We start from the raw sequence: 25,068 nt of genomic DNA on the forward strand, positions 1-25,068 counted from the left end.
TCATTATCCTGTAAGGTATCAGTGCCTCATTCAAAACCGGATGGATGTCCGAAGGAAGATTTCAAAACCTTTGATGGTTCGTGCTTCGGATTTAGCATTGATTCCATCCCCCTGTATATACCGTTGTCCAATGCTTATAGAGGCCCTTTTGCTGACGGAGAGGCTGATCGTAGCACCTTGCTCGAATACATTGCTCCGGCCCGAACCCGTTACCACCGCTGCTTCTTGTGTTCCCGGCGTTCGTATAAAACGTCCTACACCCGTTAGGGTAAGTCGAAGTTTGGGAATAACACTATAGTCTAATGACGCAAGAGCGGTTAGACTATTGGGATTTTTGATATGGAAGATTTCGGTGTTTTCCTCGAAGGTCATGGTCTCGCCACGTAAAACGCCTTGTAAAGCAGCTGTAAATAATCCTTTCCGATGATTAAACATCTGGGTTACCAGTACCTGTGTCTGGAACTTTGGCCCAAGGCGTAAAGCCTTCACGTGGTCTATGTATTCGTCGCCATACAGGGTTAAGGTAGGACTGATTTGGAAAAACGAAACGGGGGTTGTGTGGCTGTAGGCCATGGTCAAACTCGCTTCATAGCCAGGTCTTAGGGCTACATTTCGGTCCGCATTAATCAAGGCGGTCTCGTAAGAACCCCGATACAAAAATCCGACTGCGCCCCCAAACAACCCTTCTTCGGAGGTGTCTGTCACAAAAGAGAAGGTTCCGCCGGCGTTTAGCCCTTCGCCCAGCCGGTTTTCCCGTACCGATAAATCGGGTGCAATAAAATCAGTTACCACATCTTGCTGTTTATCGGTCAGTTTACTTACCCCTGTTGGAAGGCTAAAGGCGGTATTGACCACCATGCGCCGTTCTGCGTTTAGGGCATACCCCGCTTGGATTTTTAAATCGGAAAGACCACTTACGGTTGTCTGGGTGTTATCCGTCTGGTTTTGAAAGTTTACATAAGAGGAAGATAAACGCATTTCTAACCGATCTTTGAACGGCAGATACAAGCCAATTGGTAAAACTGTCTGTGATATTTTGGTCGAGGCATCGCCTTCGGTGATCGTCCAGTTTTGGCTGAACAGTTGGATGGCCGTGCTATAGGGTGTACCCGGCGATATTTGGGCCGTTGCTTGCGGCAAGAGAAAACACCCAACAAGGACGGACATAAACAGGCCGAAAGCCAATCTTCCAGAGCTGTTTTCGCGGAGGCGGAGGCGCTTCATAGGGTTGTGTTAATTCGATTTTGGCAACGGGGCAATCACTTGCACCCGAATAAAGGCTTGGTTGGCGGGGTTCAGCGTACCTGGCGGCTTGTTGGTGGCATCTCCCGTCTCGTTTACGTTAGATCCTATACCGGCATCTCCATCGGTGATACCCGCTGCACCTAATGACAAAAGGCCCAGTTGTGTGGCTGCATAACCGAAGTTAATGGCCTTGATCACCTTCTTATTTGATCCAGTTGCAGCAAGTGCTCCGCCGCCGCCGCCAGCAAACCCACCGAATCCAGCGGTTTGATTCAAGATGTCCGAGACATTGGTATATGATTGTAAAACCACTACCCTGGTCTGTTCCACAGCGTTCCGATCTCGTCCGGTGATGCCGATGTTTGCGTCGGAAAGAATCTGCCCGGCGGGATCCGATGTCCCCGCCTCGGCCATATCAAAGCCTTGCGAGAACATAAGGAAACGTTGTAAGTCATCGGCCACGATTGTCCCAACAGCATCGGCAAAAGCCATTCTACCATTTGTGTACTTGAAGCGTGTAATGCGCTGGATCTGATCGGCAATGGCAAAGGTCAACTCTTCTTGAAGGCTTCTTAAACCTGTGTTATTCTCGCTTGCACTTCGTGCAGGAAGTACATAGGAGGTGTCTTTAGGTACGTGTGTAACAATGGGTTGCACCATAAGTCGGCCATTTTCAGTTTTTACAAGACCGCTGATAATAAATTCCGCGCCAAGTATTTTTCCAACCGATGGCGGTGGAATCCGCCGATCCCCGCCATAAAAACGGCCAATATTGACTTCGGTAAGAATGGTGTTGAGGCGCGAGCGTTCTACGGTGCTAAAGGGTACATCGGTCAAACGGCCAAGCGAGGCAAAAACGGTTGTCAGAAATCCCGAAATCCCAAACCCAACCCGGCCTAAATCTGCCTCTTGGGTTTGATTCAAAAAGGGAAGAACCCCAATGGTAAACCGGCTTTCTTCACGATTGTAAAAATGTGCCAACCGATTTTCGTTTTGTCGGCTGATATTGGTTAGGTAGCGAATCGCTTGTTTGTCTATATGCTGTATCTGTGTACGTGCTGTTTGTGCTTCTTCGCTGGAAGGCTTAAGGGCCACAAATGCGAGATAGTCGTTTCTGGCTTCGGCAAAGGATTCTAAAGCCTCATAAGCACGGGCACGTGAAATGAGAATCCGTCCGAATAGATCTGGGCTGCCTTTCGAAGTGCCTCGGGCACGCAAGTCGGTGGGGTCCGGTAAATCTGCGAGGGTTGCCGCCTGCACTAAGGCATCTAAGGCTTGTTGGGCCCTTCCCCGTTCGAGATGACCATCTGCTGTTTCCAGAAGGGAGCTGATCCGGGCCTCAACGCCTTGCGCCCAGAGGGGCATTTGAGCAAAGAGTGCCATAAAGAAGAGGGCTGCGAGCCAGCGCCAAAATGAATTAGGGTTTTTGTTGTTCATCTGGTTCTTCGACATTGGATTCAAGGATGCGCACGAGGGTCTCTCGCATCTGCTGTGTCTCCAAAATCTCCCGATCCAACCAAACTGAACCACAACGCCGGGCTTTGCTTTGTTCAAACGCAATAAGCGCTTTGTCTAACTTTTGAACGGCTGTTGTGGCATCGTCCATTACAAAAGCTGCTTCGCGCTCTGCTGCTGCTTGCATAATCCATTGAAGGCCCCCTTTTTTACAAGGTAATTGTGCCGAAAATACAGGGGTAGCTTCTGGTCGTTTGAGTTTGTTGGCCACCTCAGACGCAAAAGCCTGTAAAAAAGCAGGAACCCGCTCTATGGAGAGCCTCGGGAGATTTAAATGTCGTTGTGCAAGAATCGCGCCATTTTTTACTGAAAACATCCTAACTTCTAAATGCGCAAAACTTGTTCGGTTTCGCATAAAGTATTGTCCCATAATGATATAGTCAGCCCCTTCAAAACTTAATGGGATAGATTGGCTTTCTGGACCAAAACGACTGATCTGTGCCAATTGTAGCACCTCTTGCATCTCTACGCGGTCGCTGGTGCGGATGGTAGGATAAGCGCTCAGATAGCTCGCCAGTAATAACCGTAACCCGCTGGCATATACCAAATCTGAATCTTTCTGGAGCAAGCCAGTAAATTGGAAGGGCCATATGGCAATCCGTACCGTATCGGGAACTGCTTCTGCCGCCTGAAGGGGAGGAGTCGCCTGAAGACTATCGGGTGCTATGGGCAACACGGGAATATCTTGGGCCTGGACGAAGCCCCAAAACAAAAAACATAAAGCGCCCCACCCAAAAAAAATGCGAATGGAGCGCTTGAAGCATAACGAAGACATAGGCTTAACAATACGGAGCAACAAGCGCTTGTTGACGAATCAAAGATCTGCTTTCACGTTTAATACGACATGATTAAACGAAACTTGCTGAACCTCGGTTTTATAGTTCTTGCTCAGGTTATAAAAACCCTCCCGACGGATCACGTCTGCCAGATCGCCGTCTTGTGGACGATAACGGATGTAAATTTGCGTCGTCCCGTCTGCCACAAAACGTGGGTTGTCCAAGGGATCGTTCAGCGCAAAGGTGGAGAGTTGTACCAACATCCGGCGGAAATCTTCATAATTTAAATTACCCTTTAACTCAATCAAATGTATGGCTCCGTTTAGGGTGCGGCTGTTCCATTCCGAGATACAGGTTTGTTTGATGTGGGAGGCGAGAGCGGTTGTTAGGTTTTCGAGGGCCGAAAAAGCGGCCTCACGTTGCATCATCTTGCCTTTACCATCTCTTTTCTCGATTTGAGACCCAAACTCATAGTTGCTGCCATCTGCCCACCGCATCGTGAGGTTGGAAATGGCCCATCCACCCCATCCCATTCCCATTCCGATTCGCTCGGCTGTCGCATCCACATTGCCTCTGACCAAAATGTGCGCTTCGGTATTGGGCATGGTTTCGTCTATCACGGTAAAACCAGCTTCTTGCAGGGCTTTTTTAATACCCGTTAAGGCTACACGGCTCTGACTTACAACCCCTTCTATGGTTTCGGTAAGGTCTAAACGTACATAGGGCTTCTCCATGTCGAACAATACGCCACTTTGATTGACCGATGAAAGGACACTTTTCCGATCTATCAGATTCGCAGCAGAAACCGTAACGCCCGATGAATCACGAATCATTTCTTCTATACGACTTTTACTTGCATGGCGAACTGAAAGAATGGCCTCGGCCATATCGGTATCCGAGAGAATGGTAGCAAAGCGCTCTGCCGAAAAATACTGCCCTACATAAGAACGGACGGCATTTAATTCGGCACTCCGAAGGGCATCTTCGGCACTCTCCGCCGCGCCCGACGAGGACGCCATTTGTAGGTCCCCTTGGTTCAATTGCTGACGGTTATACTCGAAACGTTTGCGGATGAGCAAAGGCGGAAATGCGGCTTCATCCATGGCCCGAAAGGGGTCTGCAAGAAGTGAAATCACAAAATTACGGTCCGCTTCCTCAAAAGAACCCGATTGGTTCATCATAAATGAAACCACATTCACAGCACCGATCAACATGTATTTTTCAGCTTTACAGGCGGGTGTCAGCGTATCATCTTTTAGCTCGGCGAGTGCTGCCCGTGTTTCCTCAAACTCGGAATAGGCGTAGTGCTGGAAGGCCATTTTGAGCGCTTGGCACTTGAACGCCTTCGGTGCAACGTTAGGGGTACTTTGAGCACCTACCAGCGAGAAAAGCCCGAAGAAAAAGAGCAAGAACACACTGAAGAGGCGGTTTTTCATTGAGGTATATGGTTTAAGGCCCGTTGCAGACAGCGACCTTTTGATGACGAATTTATTGACAACTTTGGGTCCAAAATATTTTGGAAGACCTATTGCCGGTGAGGACTTCTCGGCCTGTACATACTTTTCCGGCAAACTCGCCATTCCCGACGATACTCCACTCTACAGTTTGACCGATATAATATTCAAAAGGTTTAACCATCCCCATAGAGGGGTTGTAGCTTTTGTGGTTAATTACCGATTTGCTCGCATCATAATTTACGTTTGGGACAAAGGTCACCATTACTTTTTCAGGCGTTTGGGGAGAAGCATTTGTTTGAGGGCTTGAATGGATAGGACCTTTGGCTGGCTGTCCAGCGTTTGTGCCGGAGTCGAGGACGGGCGGGTTTGTTGGGGCAATGCGTACCAGATTACCAGGATCCATGCGGGGTGTAGTGGCCGGGTTGCCTTGAGGTACATTCCTATGGGCAAGCAGGGCCGTATCGTTTGAGGCTTGATCTGGGCGCAATGGATTCATCGAAGTGGATTTTGGCTCCCCCGTCTGGGTATTGTTTAACTCAGACGGGGAGTTGCCAAAAAAACGGTTTGCCATCATCGCGCTGCCAAAACTGGCCCCCATTATTAGCAATCCAAGTCCAAGCCATCGGAGAATCTTTTTGCCTTGTGGGGTTTCTTTTTCTGTTAGCCTGCTGGCACCTTGATCTGGCTCCAAAGGCATCGTTACTTCCATCGTCATGGATTCTGTTTCGGCGATAGCGGCCTGCTCAGGTAGTGCATAGGATGGGACACGATGTTGTTGAAGGGCCAACAAATCGGCTTTTAACTCCACCGCTGTTTGGTAGCGATCCTCTAGTTCCACTTGTAGGCACTTTAGCAAAACGGCCTGCATTTCATTCGAGATATCTACAGGCAAGCCACTGTCCTTAAAAGCTGGTAGTTGCCCTAACGTCTCCCAACGTTGGATGAGTGTCCGCTGCCGTACTTGCTCGAAGTGCATACCAAAAGGGTATGTACGGGTAAGCATCCGTACCATGAGCACTCCCATGCTCCATAAGTCGGATTGTGGGCAAAGTGCGTGACGCCCTGCAAAGTGCTCTGGCGACATATACGGCGCTGTACCAACAGCTACATTCCCCACTTCGCTCATTACAGAAACCACATCCGTTCGGGTATCTATTTCCTTGGCAATCCCAAAGTCTATCCAGATCGGATTCAGGCTGTCGTCTAACATCACATTGTCTGGTTTAATATCACAATGTAAAATAGCCCGCTGATGAGCAAACTGAAGTGCATCTACCAAGCCAAGCGCAATGTTGACCGTTTGGTCTGCGGTCAATTGGGTGTGATGCACCAAACTCGTAAGGGTTCCGCCAGACATAAGCGGTAATACACAAAATGGACGGCCAGTTGTATTGGTCTTAGTAACGTATTCACCATGTTCTAAGACATTGATAATGTGTATGTTTCCTGCCAACCCCCTTAATGTGGACACTTCCTTTTCGAAAAGTCGAACACGACGATCGTACTGCTCCGCATCGCCTTGGAACCGGAATAGTTTAATTACATAACGATAGGCTTCCGTAGAACTTGGGGGAGCATCAGAGGTTGGATAACAACCATAAATATCAGCAGTTCCGCCAGAAGCCAACCATTGCCCCACGACAAACCGACCCACACACGTCCCTGGTGATAACCTATCGGAAAGATTGAGTTGTATTGTACTCATTTTGACTCATGTTAAACCATCCGAGAAATGCTCTTATGCCCGAGCCTTTTTGAAGAGATCGGTCAATTAAACCCATTCAAGGGCATAGCGGTTTCCCGAAGAGACATTTGTGCTACGTAAAGATACCTGCCTGATTCTAAACGCGCCAGAATAATCGAAGTATGGTGATGGCGAATTATTAAGACAGTAAAAATTGTGCCTTTTTTAAGCCTTACCTCTTGATAATAGGTTAAAATTTCAGTAATTGTGCAGGTAAGGTATAAAATCCGCAATCTGGCCCTATAATAAACAGTGTCATTATCGGCGCTAACGATTACCTTGTGCCGTTTCGTTTCGTCGAACTTCGATTACCCCAAAGTGTTTATGCATCCTATAACATCTTGGTCTGCGACTATTCAGAAAGCCTTGGAAGAAGCGCCGCTAGACGATGTATTTTCCGAGCGGCTAGCTTCTCTTTTAGACATGTGTCGGCAACACTTACTGCGGGTAGATGCCGATCTCATCCACCGGGCTTTTATTCTTGGCCATTGGGCACATCGCCATGATAAACGTAAGTCTGGAGAGAAGTTTTTTTTCCACCCGATTGCAGTTGCCGAAATTGTAGCAAGTGATATCCGGGTGGATGATCTGAGTGTCGCAGCGGCTTTGCTCCATGATACGGTAGAAGACACCGCAATGTCGCTCGACATGGTTCGGGGAGAATTTGGAGAAGAGATGGCTGTGGTGATTAATGGTCTGACCAAAATAGACGAGGTTTTTGAGAAAAAAGAAATCGGACGGGCGGAAAACTGGCGCAAACTGATTTTGTATATGGCCTCCGACATTCGCGTGATTATGGTAAAATTTGCAGACCGACTACACAATATGCGCACCATTGGAGCCAAAAAACCAGAAGCCCAACTCCGGATAGCACATGAAACGATGGATTTTTTTGTGCCGTTGGCCCACCGATTTGGTGTCTTTAAAGTCAAGAGTGAACTGGAAGACCTATGCCTGAAAGTGACCGATCGTCCGATGTACAATACCATTGCCCGTGGCTTAGAGGAAAAAAAGGAGGAGCGGGATCAATATATTGCCCAGTTCATGGAGCCTATTAAAAATGAATTGACAGATGCTGGTTTTAGCTTCGATATAAAGGGTCGGTCAAAAAGTATTTTTTCCATCTATAACAAGATGACCCGGCAGGGAAAATCATTGGAAGACATCTACGACTTGTATGCCATTCGTATCATTATGCACCGAGGGGCCTCTAAGGGGAAAGAAGATTGTTGGCGGGCGTATTCACTAATTACAGATCAATACAAGCCGTTACCAGACCGTTTTCGGGATTTTATCTCCATGCCCAAGTCTAATGGTTACCAGAGTTTACATACTACGGTATTGGGGCCAAAGGGTAAGCGCGTGGAAATCCAGATCCGATCTAAAGAAATGGATGAAATTGCTGAGCGTGGTGTAGCTGCTCACTGGAAATACAAAGAAGGTAGCGGTACTTCTCAGAATGCATCGGAAAGTTTATATGCTTGGGTACGAGATGCTTTTGTTTCGCAGGAAGCCTCCGAAAATGCTTCTGAATTTGTTAAAGATTTCCGGCTTAATTTCTATACAGAAGAAATACATGTTCTTACCCCCAAGGGGGATGTGATAACCCTGCCGAAAGATGCAACTCCGGTGGACTTTGCCTTTCAGGTTCATACGGAAGTGGGGCTGCATTGCGTAGGGGCTAAGGTGAATGGGAAAATGGTCCCGCTGCCAACCAAACTTAAAAATGGGGATGAAGTGGAAGTCCTAACTTCCAAACGCCAAACGCCGAACTCAGACTGGATCAAGTTTGTTGTGACCCAAAAAGCGAAGTCTCAAGTTAGGGCATGGATCAATGAGCGCAAACGGAAAGCCATTGAGAAGGGGAAGGAACTACTCACTAAAAAACTGAAGAAGTTTAAGCCGGAGTTGACAGAAGCCCAGTTCGAAAAATATGTCCGACAGTTTAAATATAATAAATCCTATGACTTATACCACGACATTGGTGCAGAATTATTAGATCCGGACGAGTTCATCCGCTTTGTTCAACAGCGTGTCGATCAAGGGCATGAAAAGGAGCCCCCGACCGTAGAAACCTTTCTGGTGGATAATAAGCAGTTTGAGAGCTTCTTAGGAGCCGCACAGTCAAATGGTCATGGCGCTCTACGGATTAATGGGGAGGAAGTGGCCGAGAACCTGATCATCCAGTATGCAAGCTGCTGTAATCCTATTCCCGGTGATGAGGTCTTTGGGCTAACCAGTTCTGGGCGTGGGATTCGTATTCATCGTACCAATTGCAAAAATGCCAAAGACTTACTTTTGAACCATTCGGACAGAATTTTAGAGGCAGAATGGAGTAAGAATGCAGCCGTTACGTTTGTAACAGGAATTAAAGTGATTGGTACCGATCGGCTGGGGATGTTCAATGATATCTCAACAGTCATTTCAAAGTCGCTCAAGTTAAATATTCGTTCTATTCTGGTAAATAGCGATCAGGGCCACGGATATTTTGAGGGCACCATTGTCGTTGATGTACATGACATCAGTGAATTGCACACGTTAATTCAGCGCCTCTATACGGTAGAAGGCGTTCAGGCAGTGTACCGATACGAGGGTTAAGGCCCTACCCACAAAGAGGAAAACCTAACCGATGGTTGTCCCACCGAGATTGGAACAATCTGTTCTTTTTTTTCGCAATGGCCGCGCCCGGTTTCTAACTTAAAATCATTCCCCAATGCTTCGATGGCCCTCAGCATCTTGTGGGGAGGCCCTCCAACCCAAAAACCAGCAAGAGGAGTCGTGAGTTTTCCATCTTGTATCTTAAATCCTGTCTTTACAAATACCTGAACCATACGGCGTTTCGGGTTAAAGACCGCTGTACCTGCAGTTTGTACGTAAATGCCTTCTCTAATACCCATCAATAGGTCTCTTGGGGCATTGTCTCCCGGAAGCAAACACAAATTACTCATCCTTGGCATAGGAGGGTGCAGGAAAGAGCTTCGCCGAGCACGCGCCATGCCGAGGCGTTTTGTTTGAAATGCCGTTTTTCGATCGGTGAGCAGGCCTTCAAAGCATCCACTACGGATCAAAAAAACCGGATTTGTCTGGCTACCCTCGTCATCAAAGGGTAAAAATACCCTAGCTCCTTCCAAAGTAGGGTGGTCTATAACGTTCACCGTCTCAGGAGCAATTTTCCGGCCATCAGGGTCTCCCAAAAACGGGTATTGTTGCCAAACATCGGCTTCTGAGGGATGTCCGATGGCTTCGTGAAGCCAAATACCGTTCCATCCAGACGACATGACGACCGGCATTTCGCCTCTTGCTGGTACCTCCGCAGTTGTCTGATGGAGGGCATTGGTTAGTGCTGCCTGTACAAGGTGATCTACCGAAGGTTCAAAAAAAGTATCTTGGCTGCTGCTACCGTTGGTGGCGTGGCCAGTGCATAGGGCATTGTGAACCCGACAATTAAGCGTAAGCCTAAGCTCATTAAAGGTATGGAAATAATGGCCACGAAAACCTTCGGGGGTCTTAAGATCAATCTCGCGGCTTCTGGAGAGATGCTCTATTTTGAGGCTTCGGACTTGTGGGGAGGCAAAATAGGCGGTTTCTGCAATCACATTCAGGAACGGAACCAGTTCTGGCGAGGGTGCTGGAAATGGATCAAAGGGAGGGTTTTGGGGCAATATCGCAGACGTAACCAAAAAATCATTTTGAAACCTACGGATTGCCGTCCCGCGATGGATTACTTGCGAAGTCTGAAGGTGATTCTGATGCCAAACGTGCTGCAAGTAGGTCGTTTTTTCGTGAAAGACCTCTTCATTGCCCATCGTTAGTAACCATGCGCCGGAAACTCGTGTGCCCGCATTTGAAAGTTCATTGCAATTGCCAAAAGGGCAGTATTTGCCATAAGCGCAGATCCTCCGTATGAAATAAAGGGAAGCGGGATACCAATTACAGGCATAGATCCCACGGTCATCCCAATATTAATCAAGATATGAGTGAGGAAAATGCCGACTGTGGAAACGAAAAAATATTGCGCAAAAGGGTGATTGATCCGTGAAGTGGTTCGGATAAGTCGCACCAGTAAAATCGCAAAAAGTACTAAAACCAAAAAAGAGCCTAAAAATCCAAATTCTTCGCCAATAACGGTATAAACAAAGTCGGTGGACTGCTCTGGCACATTCCCCATTTGGGTTTGGAGACCTTGCATCCAACCCTTGCCCATAAATCCCCCCGAACCAATTGCTGCCTTTGATTGCAACGTTTGATACCCGGTGGTTAGGGCATATTCTTCGGGATTACCCAGCGCCTTGATACGGGCTACTTGGTGTGGAAGCAATAATTTATACAACACCTGAAAACTCCCCCAAGTCCCAAATCCGGCAGCGCCTCCTAGTGCAATCAACTTCCAGTCGCGTGTGGTAAAAAACAAAGCCACCACCACAATACCAGAAAACACCAAGGCGGCTGGTTCGTAGATAATGGTCAGATAGCCTGCAATCGCAGGAGTGATCATAAGAGAGACCCAGTGTAGGGGCATCCCGCTCCAAAAAAGAACCATCGGAACCAATGAAAGAAAAACCAGTCCTGTTCCAGTGTCATTTTGTACAAAAATCAAGATGGCTGCTGGGAGAATCAATAATCCAATACCCGTAGCAGCACTTTTAATATCCCAAGTATTGGATTTGGCACGGCTCATTACCCACCCCAAAGCGAGGGCTGTAGCCACTTTGGCAAACTCTGATGTCTGGAGTCCAAAACCGCCAATCATGATCCAAGAATGGGCACCATTAATTTCTTTTCCAATAAATCGGGCTGCAATCACCAATAGGATCATAAATGTATAGATGCCCATTGCAGCGCTCATGAAAAACCGAACGGGTAAACTCATGACCACGACCATCATCACCATGCAAACAAAGAAAAAGCCGAGTTGCTTACCAAAGTTCTGGCGCATCTGAGGGTCAATAATCTCGGCACTAGGACCATTGGTTGCGCTATAGATCGCCGCTAATCCGATAAAGATCAAACAAAACCAAACAAACAGAATGGCATAATCAAGATTTTCCCAAAGTGAACGACGCATATCAGGTAGCTGTGTAGGATAAAAAGAGGTCTATCTTCTGTTGGGGGCAGTATTTCCGGTTCCGGTGGGCAATGTTGCAGGCGTTTGGTTCCGGGTATCAGGTTTTGGAGGAATAGGTTGTTGCTGTGTTCCGGGCGCTGGTGGTTTGGGGAGGGTGCTAGGGGTAGTGGTAGGTGTTTTTTGTCCGGCCTTGGTTGTGGAGCCCACCGCAGGGGTTTTGCTCGCTTCTTTAACGCGCCTAACCGCTGTGAGAACCGTATCTACCCCCTTGGTCCAATCTACTTTTCTTTCGAAGCCCTGACTACTTACCCCAGAGACTGAGTTGACCAGTCCTTGACGACTCATCTTGCCCGTCACATACAGTTCCATAACCAGACTGGCCATTGGCGCAGCAGCCGTGGCGCCAAACCCAGCATTTTCGATCAATACTGCAACGGCAATTTTAGGATCTTCGAGGGGGGCAAACCCAATAAAGACAGAGTGGTCTTTCCGTCCTCGTCCTGGCGCTTGGGCTGTTCCCGTTTTACCACCCACTTTTACTTTGGGGTCCCAGACCACATTTCGGGTATGTTCCATGGCAGAACGACGCATTCCTTCTTGTACGGCAGCAAAGAACTCTGGCTTAATCGGCATCTTTTTAGGGGGAGTTATCGTTGGATAAATCTTTTTACCCGCAGGATTCACCATATACCGAACCAAGTGAGGCATGTGTTTTGTACCCCCATTGGCTACGGTTGCCACATAGTTCGCCAACTGAAGAGGGGAAACCGTGAGGCCTTGCCCAATTCCTAAAATAACTAAATTACTGGTTTTCCACCGATTTCGTCCGCCGTATATTTTATCATAATATGAAGAGTCCGGGATGATCCCTTTGGAGCGTTCAATAATGTCCACATCCGGTTTAACCCCAAATCCGAATTCATGGGCCCAATTGGTCCATCGGGCAAAATTCAACCGGGTCATGAGGGTATAATAAAAAGTATTACAGGAGTTTCGGATGGCATTTCGTACATCCATCCCACCATGCACTCCCATGCATTTGTGGGTTCCCCATCCTCCATTACAATAGATTTTGGACGTTTCGGTAATGGCTCCGTCCTGAAGGGCAATCAGCGACATAAATGGTTTGAATGTGGAGCCAGGCGGCTGTACACTCAAAGTGGCTCGGTTATACAAGGGCTTGCTTGGGTCTCGGTTCAGGCCAATCCAAACATCACGATCTACCGCGCCAGATAGTAGGGCGGGATTATAGTCGGGGCCGCTGGCAAGTGCCAGAATTTCACCCGTTTTGGGATCTATGGCAACCAATCCACCGCGTTTATTCCGTAACATTTTCTCTGCGAGAGCTTGCAAGCGTCCATCTATGGAGAGGTGAAACGTATAGCCACTAATAGGGTCTTTGTCTTCTTTCCCGTCTCGATAAGAACTGACGACTTGACCGTGTGCATTTTTCATTACAAGCCTAAGCCCTGGTTCTCCGCGCATCTGGGTCTCGTAGAATCGTTCGATGCCCGATTGCCCGATCACGTCTCCACGACGATATCCCTCCATTTTCTTGAGGTCGAGTTGTGCCTTGGAAATCTCTTTGATGTACCCCAGAATGTGGGCTGCTCGCGGAGAATTGTACCGCCTTTTTTGCTCCACAACAAAATCTACACCCGGAAACTCATAGTTCATCTCTTCAATTTTGGTAACAATAGAGAAAGGTACTTCTTTAAAAACTGCATATGGGCGTAGTGGCGTGTATTCGCGTGCTTCTTTTTCCTTGGCCAATAGCTCTTGTTCTGTTTTTCCTAACAACTCTGCTAAAACCTTTGCTTTTTCTTTTTTGAAAAAACGTGGCGTTATTTGCATGGTGTATGTAGGCTCGTTGTTTGCGATCAACGTCCCATTCCGGTCGTAAACAAGTCCACGGGCAGCATGTCTTACTTCTTCCTGAATACTGCTTTGTCGGGTCTTTCCAGAATAAACATCGGAGTCAACAATCTGAAGTTTGACCAACCGCATGGCCAAAAGACCAATTACCAGCAGAATGGTGGTGGTTAGGAGGTTTAAACGAATTCGTGTATTTTCCTGCATGGACGTTTAAGATGAAATCTTGAAACACATTAATAGACTTGTTTCTGAAACAGTAATCATCGGTCTAAGACCCCCAATCCCCAGAGGCCATAGATGCTAAAGCAAACCAGATAAACAGAGAGTACCAACGACTCACCACCTGTGAGAATATGGGTTTCATTTTGCACCAATGCCGATCCAGCCATGAGCATCATCAACGAAATAGCAATGCTAAGGGTGGTTGTTGTAACAATGCTTCTGCCCAGGGTATTGGGAAGGGGCATTAACCAAACCGCAGCCAACACCGCTGCCGCAGTAATTAAGGTCAACCCAAATAAACTGCCAAACCCAAAGCCAGACTCTTTCCCCAATAAAAAAATGAAAGACTGGATAATAGTTAAAAAAGTGCCAAACATGAGTAATAAATATCCAAAAAAAACACGAATACTTTCTATTCCTGCATCCGAAACGGGCTTGCTTTCTTCTTCTATTTTGGGTTCCGGTGCTGTCGGAAGGTACTGCTGCCAACCATCGTGTGAATCTGTATTTTGGGGATTGATATTGATGTTCACCACAGGGTTTTGAATATTTCCTCTTTCGGGATGCAATTCACGTGTAGGCATTCCGGAGGAGTCTATCTGAACGCCGGGTAGTTCGTACGATTTACCACTCCGGGCATTTCCCCCCGAAAAAGACGGCATCTCTACCGAAGGATTTTCACCATGTAAATTGTTTCCTATGCCCATTTGATTAAAAACAATAGCGGAATGTTTCCGGATAAGAAAAACTTGAAACCCTATCGGGAAGGTGACTCCCAATACCCAAGATTTTGTAAAAAGATCCCACTGGAATGTAGGGTTTCTATGACCAAATTTCAATCGAAATTATAGACGATTGAAAGCCCCTGGTCGCACGGTAAAAACTTGTTTTTGTATTCCTATTGATACTTCTATACGATACCCATCCAACGCCTGCCCGATCCCTGTATGATGATATTGGTATAAGCCGGGAGATAAGCGTTTTTGTTTTTGTAGTTGGATAACTTCGTTGTTGCCTTTAAGCAGAATCTCTACGACTGCAGCCTGATGGAGCATAAGCCGAAAAGTACATTGTGTTGGCACATGGGAGGTGCAGGCTTCAACGAGAACCCCCTGTTCTGGAATAGCCGATGCCACAGACCGGGCTGCAAGGCCGATGGTTCTTGTCAAAGGAGCGTGCCCGCTTCCGCTGCTTGTTTCTTGGCTTAGCTCCCAAACAAATATGCCACCGAGCCCTTTTTGCTTGGCCCATTGGGTTTTAATGAATAAGGCTTTGGGTGTTTCCAAACTGATCCAAATTTTTTTAGAACGATGGTATAAAAATGCCGCTTTTGCGGAGTCATCCCAATACAGCAATGCTTCCCGATAAGATGGAGTCTCGCCCCAGAGGTCTGCATACGGTACTTCGCCACCGGGAACCAAAGGGCCGTGATAGGTCTGGAATAACCCTGGCAGCGGATCTTTTTTCCCTGCTTTGACGCCAGTATAACCTACGCCGAAATAGGGAATGCCCAAGGAAAGTTTTTCCGGAGGCATTCCCGCTTTTATCCAGGCCGCAACCGACATTTCTTGGATGTTATAGCCGCTTCCATGTTCATCCGCTACATTACCTGCAAAGGGGGCCAGGTGTCCGGTATGTGGGTTCCAAGGTTGTGGCATGTGGTATAAATAGGCCATAACATTCACCCAATCCACAATCTTGGCCAATGCAGGAACATCATAATGCTGCAAAAAATATGAAGTTGCAGGCCCATCAAAGGTTAGAAGATAACGTTCTCTTCGCTTGCTTCCTGCCTCATCCAATTTATCACGCAGTGTCTGCATAAACAAAACAAAAGCCGCCTTCTCTCCGGCTCCTGGAAACTCCCAGTCCACATCCAATCCATCAAAAAGCCCCGACATACTACCATCTCCCATTGGATTGGTAAAGAGCTGCATGAGGGTGTTAATGAATACCTCCCGATGGATCGGATGTTGAGAAATTTGTACAAAGCGCTCGTGCAAGGCAGCACAAGAACCAGTTGCCTGATCATAGGAACAAGCCCCTCCTAACGAGAGCAAAATTCGGAGGTGGGGGTGTTTTCGCTTCAAATAAACCAACTGACGTAGTACTCCCCGCCGATCAATACGGGAGGTGTCTCGTGGAATAAGGGACCGACTGAACAACGCATGTTGTATTACGTCGGTGTTTGCCCAAACGGCTTCGTAGTAACCATCGCCATTTACGTCTTTTGGGACAACAAAGGCATAAAAAAGATGTGTTAGTTGGTCTGCTGGTATATCGGCAGGTTCAAATTGTCGCGAATACAGCGCTTCCGGCGAATAAAACCCAGCGATCCGAAATGGGGTTTGGGCCAGCGATATACTGGCCAAGCCTAAAAACAGGAAAATAAGAAGGTATTTGTGCATAAAGTTGTTCGTAAATTCTATTAATATTTCAGCACAAGATATATGCCAAGCAAGTTATTTTCGTTGTGAAATGACGCAACAACCTTAGCTGAACGCCCATGTATAGACCCGTCTGGTATCTTCTATCTCTAATCGCTCTACTCGGTTTTACCCCACGGTCACTATTGGCCCAAGAAGTAACGCCCGCAGGTCTTCCTGTTGAGGTACAAGAATTGTATTACGTAATTACCCCGAAAGCAAAGTGGTATCTGGACCGGGACTCTACTGCCGCAAAGGGAACGTTACGATTCCGAGAAACGGTCTGGGTGATTAATCGTACATCAGGTTGGGACTATATTCGCAGGGCCGACAACTCTTATGCCTATGTAAGGTCAAGATCGCTCTCCAATATTTGGCTACAAGCCCAAAAAACAAAAGGGCGGTTGAATGTATTTGCAGGAAGCCGTCTAATAAAATCTTTTCCGGCAGATTTTGGGCATAATACTCAAGATACCATGAAAGTACAACGTGGCACCCTAACAGATAAAAAACATTGGGTAACACCAGAAGGTACCTTTTATATTGCACAATTCAACCCCCAAAGTGAATACTACAAAGCGATGATCCTTAGTTACCCCACGCCTCAGGATGCTGAACGAGGGTTAGAAAAAAAGATGATCACACCCGCACAACACCGGGCCATTCTGGAAGCACACGCCAACTTTCGATTGCCACCCATGAACACGGCACTCGGAGGATTGATTGAGATTCATGGAAAAGGTTCTGGAAGGCGCATGAATTGGACACAGGGTTGCATTGCTCTACGAGATATTTATATGGATGAATTATGGACACTGGTGCCGCTGGGGGCTCCTGTAGTGGTGGAGCGTTAAGAATGCGCAACTTTTAGGGCCCTTAAGCCGTACTTTTTTGTCAGAATATTTGTACTTTGTAAATCATTTAGTCATATAGCTTCATCAGCAACCCGAACCGCACCCTGCTCCCGAATCCGCTAAAGCTATCCTGCTAACCTTATGAACTTGCGCTGGAAATGGAATTAATATTGCCCATCGGACTTCTCTTACTGGGATTGTTTTTAATCTGGTTAGAAATCTGGATTGTACCTGGCCTTAATGTGGTAGGGGTTGGAGGCTTGCTCTCGCTTGCGTTTGGCCTTTTCCTCATCTTTACGGGTTTTGGCCTTTTTAGTGGTATTACGGCGCTTGGTCTAACGGCAACAGCAAGTTTTAGTTTGTTCTATATTGCACAAAAAAATGGTGCATGGGATAAGTTTATTCTGCAAACCACTTTGCTTTCGGGCGAAGAACTGGCAAAACTGGAAGGCGGAGAACGCGGGCATTATCTTGGAAAGTCAGGAACCGTCTTAACGCCATTGCGCCCTACAGGTATTATTGAGGTGGAGGGCGAACGCATGGAAGTTGTAACCGAAGGTGGGTTTATCTCTTCAGGAAGCAAAGTGCGCATTGTAGCGATGGATCGGCAGAAATTTTTTGTTCGGTTGGATGAAGGAAATGAGACATCAAGTACTTAATTTTTAAGACTATGGAATGGATTTTTTCAGTATGGAACAGCCTGTATGATGTTTTAAACAACGTTGTTTCGTGGTTGTTACCCATTTCGGTCGGAGCTGTCGCTATCCGGCTTGTGTGGAAGGCACGAGACAATGGGTTTTAACCACCTGTTCCTGTAAACCCTTCATTGTGAGCGATTGGGTGCAAGATACGCAAAACCCGCATTGCAGGATTTGACACAGCCTCGGCGGGTGGTTTGTCTGGGGCAAAAAGCGAATCTAAAGACATCTCTATACTAACCTCGAAATCTGTTATTGGGGTCGTTTGTCTTACGTTCCTAAAGCGTAGTGTTTGCTCCTCCGCTTTTTCTAAAATATGAAAATAAAGCAGCGGTAAGCGTACACCCAGTTGGCCAAATAAGCGTTTTAATGCTTCCCCGATTGCCCAAGATACTTGCCCAAACATGCCTTCTGGCACTTTTAGATACAGTGCAATTTCATTAGGGCTTATCTGGCGAATTTGATACTGCTGAATGGCCGTAGATCCGCCTGTAATGACTTTTCGTAGGGTATCCGGAAAAACAGGGACCCAGTCATCTACAATTTCAGATCTTAGATAGAACACATCAGACCAGCGTCCTCCCACATGCTCTATGGCCATATGATGGGATCCGCACGCACAGGCCATACGGCGTTCCACAAGAATGTCGTCCAATTTATAACGCAACAGTGGCTGCGTCCTCCGACTTAGGGAGGTGATAACCGGAAAGAAGCGCTTGCGATCGGTTTCCAAATAATCATGCTCTACCAAAAACAGGTCTTCGTTTAGGTGTAGGGTGCCAAATGGGCAACTGTGGCCCAGAAAACCTTCGTTGGTCCAATATATATTCTGGACGGCCACTCCGAATTGTCGGGATAACCACTCCCGTTCCTCTTCGGTCAAAACTTCTGCGGTAGAAAAGATACGGTCCGTAGAAAGGCGAAGCCGGCCTTGTATCACCTCTGTTGCTAGTGCCCGCAAAACAGCAGGAGGGGCAATCAAAATAGTTGGATTTGATGCCCGCAAGAGCAGTTTCAAAGACTCTGTAGGTCCATTCCAAGCGAGTGCTAGGGTTTCTATATAACGATTGTTGAAAGGGGTTAGCAACGCTGATATTCCGGGAACAAAGCAAGCTATCCGAACATGTCCTTTGGGCAATGCAGGTATTAGCACCTCAAACAGGGAGAAGGCTTCCGTGATGAGTTCTTCTTCGGATTGAATCCAGATTCGTTTTCGCCCGGCTGTCCCATCCGATACCGAAAGTCTTGCTTGTCGAAAATATCCGTGGGTCTGAGGTTGTGCTCCGTCTAGTTTCAAAATTTTCCTCGCATGGGCATAGGTAAGGCCCAGGGCGTTCCCCTTGTCAAAGTTGTGCTCAAAAGCGTCGGGTGTTTGTACAGGAAACGCGGCCTGTGGTGCTACGTCTTCTGTGTTTAGGTCTTGATAGGCGGGGACCTGCCGTTTGATGACCTCGGCGACCTTTTCCAAGGCCATTCGCTGCATGGCACCTATTCGTTGTGCGTTCGTCTTCCTATGACGCTTTATTTTTATCTGTATGAAAAGATAAATAAATAAAAAAAACGTCTTCATGCTATAGTTGTTAAATCAATAAAATTAAGGTGGTAAAGGTCCAAATTGTACCACTATTTTTATTATTACCTAAGCCCGCTTTATGCTCTTTGCACAGCGCAGCCTTAACCCTTTGCCCGGAAGTTTGACAGTCCAGTACTTGTCCCTGTACATAAAGTGTGCCTAAATCATAATCGTCTATCCCTTAAATACGATAAGTTGTTGGATATTGCATTTTTACAGTATTTAAGTATATTCAATTACCTACTACATCAAGACCTGATATCGTGGCGAAAAGACAACGAACGGAATTGCTTTTTTCCAGATAAACCCAAAAAACTATGCATCCGGAAGAACATTTACAGGAAGCTTCGTCTCGAAATGGGATATCGCCCCAGCATGACGAGTTAGGAAAAATCAGAGATATTCTTTTTGGGGCACAATCAAATGAGTTCTCTCAGCGAATTTTGGATCTGGAGCAACAATTATTGCGTGAGACCACCCAGATCCGCCAGGTGATGGATGAACGGCTTCAGGGGCTTGAGACAAGTTTTCGTCAGGAAATGGCCCAATTGCGTATGGCGCTCTCGGCAGAAACGAATGCCCGTGGTGAAGCCCTTATCCTCATGGAACGAAACTTTCGGGAGTCTATGGAGGAGATGCAGTCCACGATGGATGATACCTTCACCCTCCATGGGCACAAACTAACAACAGAAACCCAGCAACGTACACAAGCGGTTGAAGGTCTTGCGGAACGTCTTACGCAAATGCAGGCAGACAAAACGGATCGTAAGGTACTTTCGTTACTGCTAAACCAAATGGCAGAAGCCCTCTCGCCGTCGAATTAATCCTGCATGGCTTTCTTTTTTCGTAAAAAACTTACGCCTTCAGAAGTCGAGCAGAAGGCAGCTCTTCCATTCAACGATTCCCCCAGCGAATTGGAGTCGTTGCGCTGGTTGCTTATGGGCAAAGAGCGTGCAGAACTCCGAAAATTGGAGGAACGAGTAACGGAATTTGAACACCGAGGGATTACGTCGGACCAAGTGGGTGACTTGTTGCCTGATAGTATCGTAAAGCGAGCACAGACAGATGATCGGTTGGTTAGGAGTCTTACGCCTGTGGTGGAAGAAGCAATCCGAGAATCTATTTCGCAAAACCGGTTTCGGATCGCAGATATCTTATTCCCTTCTATGGGGCCAGCCATCCGCAAGTCTATTGCTCAGGCATTACGGGCATTGGGAGAAACCAATCGGCCTGAACACGAGCAATACCGTAGCTTCTTTTCGATTAAAGGGCTAAAATGGCGTTGGGAGGCCTTCCGACAGGGCAGGAGTTTTGACGAGGTGTTGCTGGCAAAAATATTGCTGTATCGAGTAGAGCATCTTTTCCTGATTCATCACGAAAGTGGCCTTTTGCTTCAGGAAGTACGGGCCAGCAATGTACCAGCCATGGAAGCGGACATGTTTTCTGGGATGCTGACTGCATTGCGAGATTTTGCCAAAGACTCCTTGGGACGAAAAGAAGGCCTTAGTACGTTGGAATACGAGGGGTTTACGATTGTGATGGAAGATGGCCCCAAAGCCTTTATTGCCGCAGTAGTGAAAGGACATCCGCCTGAGAGCCTGCGTACCTTGTTTCAGGAAGCTCTAGAGAATGTACACTTCGAGCAACAATTGGCGTTCCGTTCATTTAATGGAGATACTGCGGTCTTTGAGCCGTCCAAACAGTATTTAGAGACGTGTCTGGATGCCTCTTATCGTTCGACGCGCCAAAGTGTTAGTCCAGCTAAATTGGAGTTGGCACTAAAGTGGGGTGCCTGTCTCCTGCTCGTATCTGCAATCGCCTATTTGATTGCCTACGATACCACTCGCTGGAATCGCTTTATCCTCGAAATGCGCCGAACACCCGGATATATGATTACTGAGGCCGAGAAAGATTGGTTTAGTGCCTCTGGTTTGGGGCGCTATCGGCTACGAGGGATTAAGGACCCGTTGGCAGCAGATGTGGCCGCCAAAAACATGACGGGTCTTGGACTGAACCCGGATCGGCTGGATGTTGATTGGACGCCTTTCACCTCGTTAGAAAAACCAATCTTATTACGGCGGTTGGAGAAACGCCTCAATCCACCTATACGGCTTAAACTCCGGCTTACAGATGACTTGGTATTACAACCAATTGGTGTTGCCAATGCAATGTGGGTGAATCAAGCCCAAGTCATCCTTCCGGCTTTTGATGGCGTAAATGGTTTGGATACGCAGTACATCTCTTCGCCCGAACAGTATTTGTATCAGTATATGCTGCCCGAGCTATCAAAGGGTGGGGTGTTTTTTGATTGGGGAAAGTCGTTGTTGAGTCCCTTTATGCTGGGTGCAACGGCTGCCAAAATCAAAGAAATCTTTCATGTTGCAGAAGAAAATAACTTGCCTTATCCAACCATCGTCCTCGAAGGAAGAACAGATGGCCCACACTCCGTTACCAACCAACTGCTAAGCGTGCAGCGGGCTGAGTCCGTCAAGAAAATATTGGTTGAACAATACCAAATCCCGGCAATTAGGCTGTCCACCATCGGATATGGTTCTTCCCGTCCGGTAAAGCCCTTTTACTCGGGCCAGGATACCGATCAGGCCAACCGAAGTGTTACAATCGCCGTTCGATAAACCACTTGGGCCTGGCTTATGACTTTGGTTTCTCGGAGTCCCTTTGGCGTCCGAGAAAATCATTTCGCATTTGCTCCAGAATTTTCCCAAATTCCCATTGTGCCAACAGGTAGTGGGCAAATCTCTGGGCGCCGAAGGTATTAATCAGGTGTCTATGCAGAGACTGTCGGGCCAATTCCTGTTTTTCTTCGAACCTGCTGAGTTCCAAAGCAAGTTTCTCTATTAGCTTCAGGTCATCTTTTTTTTCAATAAGCGTAGTCAAGACATCATATTGCTGCTTTTTGACGCGGTCCAAACGTATGACTGCAATCTGATATGCTTCGTAATAGTCTAAGAATTGTTCCAGTTCTCGTTCGTTCAAGCCCATTTTGTCTTTAAAGTGGGCAATTTGGCGTTCGGCCACTTGTTTGGAAAAGGTGGCTGCAGGTGTTTGCGCAGGGGTGAACTTTGGTGATAATAGGCAGAATATCCCCCAAAAAAGCCAAAATTTGGAGATTGAAATGATACGCATAAAAAAAGGCGGTTATTGAGTGGCATTAGGCGCATTAAGGCCTGATTTTCGTTTTTCATCCTGCTTTACCGGAAGAGTATCTGGCTTTTCGAGTGCTTTAGGTGACACATTGGGCGCACGTTCCGGTATAGGTTGTTCATACCGAACTCCGTTTGCATCACGCTTGGGCTGTGAGGCAGGTGCATGAATGGGAGGCTTGTCGGAAGACGGAGGAACGGTTGGGGCTTCTGGTTTCCAGAACCACACGAAGCCGAGTAATAATCCGAAACAAGCAGCTGTTGCCCATTGAACGGGTGGGCGGCTCATTAATCTGACAATCGAATTATTGGAAATGTGGTCTAACTTTCGTGCATGAATACGGGCTTTGACCCGATCCGCGAAGTCTTCAAAAAATAGCTCTTGTCCCACGGGCAGCGATAAATCGTTGTACGAGGCGAGTAATTCCTGAAAACGATCTGGCGTATCTACTAAACGCTCAACCGTGGTTGGATCCACCAACTCTTCGGTCTCAAGATGCGAAACTTCCGAAATGGTTTGCAAAACCTGGGTAGAAAAGGTATTAAAATAGGCTTCTGCACTGCCGGGTATGTGGGGATGTGTGGCGGTCATGAGTGTACGGTCGAGCCATGCCGGAACAACGGTAAGGGCATCATCCTCAATTCGTTGCCAGACGCGCTTATTGAAGCGTTCAAAATAGACGGTATCCGCACTTTCAAGGCTTGGCGTTGCCTCAAGGGCTTGCTGCATCCATTCAGAAATAGGCGCATCAGCATCAGCATCAGCATCTGCATCTGCCAGTTTGACCCGCACACGGTCTGCAAAAGACGTAAAATAGGCTTGTTCATGTAAGGGCATCGTCTCATCCCGAAATGACAAGGCTTCCTGTAGCCATTCGGGCACCGACTCGAACTCGCTAATGGCCCTTCCAAGGGTATCCATCAATTCCTGTACATAGCTTTCCTGTCGTTCTGGCGGTACTTTTCGTTCCATCAGGTCTAAGGCATCATGCACCCACGAGGGGACGCCAGAAGTTTCAATCGCTTCCACTTGATGCTTGACCCTTTCAAGTAAGGTGCGGAAATAGGAAGTGGCGCCGTTTGGAATCTCGGCGGGGAGGGGCATCGAGAGCCGCATAGCCAGTGCATGAGGCAACCGACGATGGGTAAACTCGGCTTCACGCCTCCGTATTCGATCGTTCACCGAATCGGAGAAGTTTTGAAAATAATCCACCGGAACCCCCGCCTCGGTCACTTCCAAGGCGCCTTGATATTCATCAAGGGGGGATACGAGCCACTGGGGCAAATGTTGGCGGCTATGCGCGCGGACGAACCGACTGGCCCGACCTGCTTCCGGAACGTTAGGTTTGTGCAAACTCATCTTTGAGTGCCTGCTCTAGTTTCTTGATGGCGTGATGATAATTCGCCTTCAAGGTCCCGGTACTCTTTCCAAGCATGACGCTAATCTCTTCATATTTGAGACCATCGTAATACCGCATACAAAAAACAACCCGTTGCTGTGGGGGTAGGGCCTGAATGGCTTGCTCGACAGCGGAAATCCGCTCATCATTCAACATATTCCGATCAGACTGCATATCGGGATCTTCGAAGGGTTGTACCAGTGTTTCGAGGCTGACAAACCGCTTCATTTTGCTCCGCCGGAGATGGCCCAAAGCGGCATTAACGCTAACGCGATATAGCCAAGTAAAGAAATTGGCATCTTCGCGGAAGCTGTCGAGCTTCTGCCACATGGTCACAAAGGTTTCCTGAGCCACATCATCGGCATCTTCGTGCGAACCTACAATCCGGCGAACCGTCCAATAGATACGTTCTTGATAGCGACGGACCAATTGGTCGAATGCCAAGTCCCGGTCTCCTTGTTTAAATCGGCGGACCAACTCCAGATCGCTTGGCCCTTGTCGTGAAGGTAGTTGTTTAATGTTGTCGAGCATAGTTCGGCCTAACATTGGGTGAGCAGTGGTGGTGAGGCCTGCATGGTTGCGGCCAGCTTCCCGTTTTAAGGCAAGGGATGCTTCTTGTGTGTAAGTTTGGAGGAACACACAGGCTTGAAGGTACTAAACCAAACGACAGGCCGCAACAGGCTGCGAACGGCCTGCTCCTGAATCCTGTCATAAATTTGGTTCCATGTTCAAAAGAACATGCCCTCAAAATTTACTCGGTTGAACAAATTCATCCGAGGTTGCTCAGAAAGATGTGGTAGTGGGTGTGGTTATCTTTCAGACGGAGCACCTTAAAGAAAGGTTTAATTTGGAAGTTTTTTTTAATCAACCCCGTTTTATGATATGCGAAATCCCCTTATGGGGTTAATAATCGCGGTATATAGGAGCCTTTAAGTACAAACGATTTTTTGCTTCTTCTTTGTGCCTCCAGTAAGGTTTGTAAAACATGCAGGTGGGTAAATTTCTGCCATTTTTAATGTTGAATATTTAGTGAATCATTTTTACAAGGTCTCTAATC

19 protein-coding genes are annotated in these 25,068 nt (G+C 47.3%); 5 read left to right on the forward strand and 14 right to left on the reverse strand.

Features of this window, described 5'->3' with window-relative positions; genetic code table 11:
* Positions 1-30: 30 nt before the first annotated feature.
* The 5 genes from JNN12_08385 to JNN12_08405 all read right to left on the reverse strand — a co-directional run bounded on the left by JNN12_08385 (position 31) and on the right by JNN12_08405 (position 6,698).
* On the reverse strand, positions 31-1,224 hold the full coding sequence (locus JNN12_08385; protein ID MBL7978343.1) for a hypothetical protein: 1,194 nt from the start codon (positions 1,222-1,224) through the stop codon (positions 31-33).
* Between the two features lie 9 nt (positions 1,225-1,233).
* Positions 1,234-2,682 (reverse strand): hypothetical protein, encoded by a 1,449-nt coding sequence (locus JNN12_08390; GenBank protein ID MBL7978344.1) that lies wholly within the window; start codon positions 2,680-2,682, stop codon positions 1,234-1,236.
* Positions 2,663-3,436, reverse strand: a complete 774-nt coding sequence (locus JNN12_08395) for a hypothetical protein (protein ID MBL7978345.1) — start codon at positions 3,434-3,436, stop codon at positions 2,663-2,665. Before JNN12_08395 ends, JNN12_08390 begins: the two co-directional genes overlap by 20 nt.
* A 138-nt stretch (positions 3,437-3,574) precedes the next feature.
* Entirely contained in the window at positions 3,575-4,972 is a 1,398-nt protein-coding gene (locus tag JNN12_08400) for a hypothetical protein (protein ID MBL7978346.1), read from the reverse strand.
* A 52-nt stretch (positions 4,973-5,024) separates the two neighbouring features.
* A complete protein-coding gene (locus JNN12_08405; GenBank protein MBL7978347.1) occupies positions 5,025-6,698 on the reverse strand; it encodes a serine/threonine protein kinase in 1,674 nt (557 codons plus the stop codon).
* A gap of 363 nt (positions 6,699-7,061) precedes the next feature.
* Between JNN12_08405 and JNN12_08410 the strand changes: the two genes are divergently transcribed.
* Positions 7,062-9,335 carry a bifunctional (p)ppGpp synthetase/guanosine-3',5'-bis(diphosphate) 3'-pyrophosphohydrolase gene (locus JNN12_08410; protein ID MBL7978348.1) on the forward strand — a complete coding sequence of 758 codons (2,274 nt, stop codon included), beginning with the start codon at positions 7,062-7,064 and terminating at the stop codon, positions 9,333-9,335.
* Here JNN12_08410 and JNN12_08415 read toward each other — a convergent pair.
* The 5 genes from JNN12_08415 to JNN12_08435 all read right to left on the reverse strand — a co-directional run bounded on the left by JNN12_08415 (position 9,332) and on the right by JNN12_08435 (position 16,307).
* Positions 9,332-10,543 (reverse strand): TldD/PmbA family protein, encoded by a 1,212-nt coding sequence (locus tag JNN12_08415; GenBank protein ID MBL7978349.1) that lies wholly within the window; start codon positions 10,541-10,543, stop codon positions 9,332-9,334. The genes JNN12_08410 and JNN12_08415 overlap by 4 nt on opposite strands.
* 2 nt (positions 10,544-10,545) lie before the next feature.
* On the reverse strand, positions 10,546-11,802 hold the full coding sequence (locus JNN12_08420; GenBank protein ID MBL7978350.1) for a rod shape-determining protein RodA: 1,257 nt from the start codon (positions 11,800-11,802) through the stop codon (positions 10,546-10,548).
* 30 nt (positions 11,803-11,832) lie between these two features.
* Positions 11,833-13,881: a penicillin-binding protein 2 gene (gene mrdA / locus JNN12_08425; GenBank protein ID MBL7978351.1), complete on the reverse strand. Its 2,049-nt coding sequence runs from the start codon at positions 13,879-13,881 to the stop codon at positions 11,833-11,835.
* Between the two features lie 56 nt (positions 13,882-13,937).
* Complete coding sequence (locus JNN12_08430) at positions 13,938-14,606, reverse strand: hypothetical protein (GenBank protein MBL7978352.1); 669 nt, start codon at positions 14,604-14,606, stop codon at positions 13,938-13,940.
* A gap of 138 nt (positions 14,607-14,744) precedes the next feature.
* Positions 14,745-16,307 (reverse strand): hypothetical protein, encoded by a 1,563-nt coding sequence (locus JNN12_08435; protein MBL7978353.1) that lies wholly within the window; start codon positions 16,305-16,307, stop codon positions 14,745-14,747.
* A gap of 98 nt (positions 16,308-16,405) precedes the next feature.
* On the opposite strand from JNN12_08435, the gene JNN12_08440 reads away from it, so the two are divergent.
* Both JNN12_08440 and JNN12_08445 read left to right on the forward strand, forming a co-directional pair.
* Positions 16,406-17,179 (forward strand): L,D-transpeptidase, encoded by a 774-nt coding sequence (locus tag JNN12_08440; GenBank protein MBL7978354.1) that lies wholly within the window; start codon positions 16,406-16,408, stop codon positions 17,177-17,179.
* Between the two features lie 158 nt (positions 17,180-17,337).
* The gene (locus JNN12_08445; GenBank protein MBL7978355.1) at positions 17,338-17,838 is read left to right on the forward strand and encodes a hypothetical protein; all 501 of its coding nucleotides are present in this window, start codon (positions 17,338-17,340) and stop codon (positions 17,836-17,838) included.
* A gap of 139 nt (positions 17,839-17,977) precedes the next feature.
* On the opposite strand, the gene JNN12_08450 is transcribed toward JNN12_08445, so the two are convergent.
* A complete protein-coding gene (locus JNN12_08450; GenBank protein ID MBL7978356.1) occupies positions 17,978-19,360 on the reverse strand; it encodes a hypothetical protein in 1,383 nt (460 codons plus the stop codon).
* Between the two features lie 407 nt (positions 19,361-19,767).
* Between JNN12_08450 and JNN12_08455 the strand changes: the two genes are divergently transcribed.
* Positions 19,768-20,274, forward strand: coding sequence for a hypothetical protein (locus JNN12_08455; protein MBL7978357.1), 507 nt, complete (start codon positions 19,768-19,770; stop codon positions 20,272-20,274).
* A 6-nt stretch (positions 20,275-20,280) separates the two neighbouring features.
* Complete coding sequence (locus JNN12_08460) at positions 20,281-22,083, forward strand: OmpA family protein (protein ID MBL7978358.1); 1,803 nt, start codon at positions 20,281-20,283, stop codon at positions 22,081-22,083.
* 16 nt (positions 22,084-22,099) lie between these two features.
* On the opposite strand, the gene JNN12_08465 is transcribed toward JNN12_08460, so the two are convergent.
* The 3 genes from JNN12_08465 to JNN12_08475 are packed head-to-tail and all read right to left on the reverse strand — an operon-like array spanning position 22,100 to position 24,650.
* Positions 22,100-22,594 carry a hypothetical protein gene (locus tag JNN12_08465; GenBank protein MBL7978359.1) on the reverse strand — a complete coding sequence of 165 codons (495 nt, stop codon included), beginning with the start codon at positions 22,592-22,594 and terminating at the stop codon, positions 22,100-22,102.
* A gap of 12 nt (positions 22,595-22,606) precedes the next feature.
* Positions 22,607-23,971 (reverse strand): hypothetical protein, encoded by a 1,365-nt coding sequence (locus tag JNN12_08470; GenBank protein ID MBL7978360.1) that lies wholly within the window; start codon positions 23,969-23,971, stop codon positions 22,607-22,609.
* Positions 23,952-24,650, reverse strand: coding sequence for an RNA polymerase sigma factor (locus JNN12_08475; protein MBL7978361.1), 699 nt, complete (start codon positions 24,648-24,650; stop codon positions 23,952-23,954). The genes JNN12_08470 and JNN12_08475 overlap by 20 nt, the downstream gene beginning before the upstream one ends.
* Positions 24,651-25,068: the final 418 nt, after the last annotated feature.

This window comes from Bacteroidetes Order II. bacterium (assembly GCA_016788705.1).
Taxonomy (GTDB): domain Bacteria; phylum Bacteroidota; class Rhodothermia; order Rhodothermales; family UBA2364; genus UBA2364.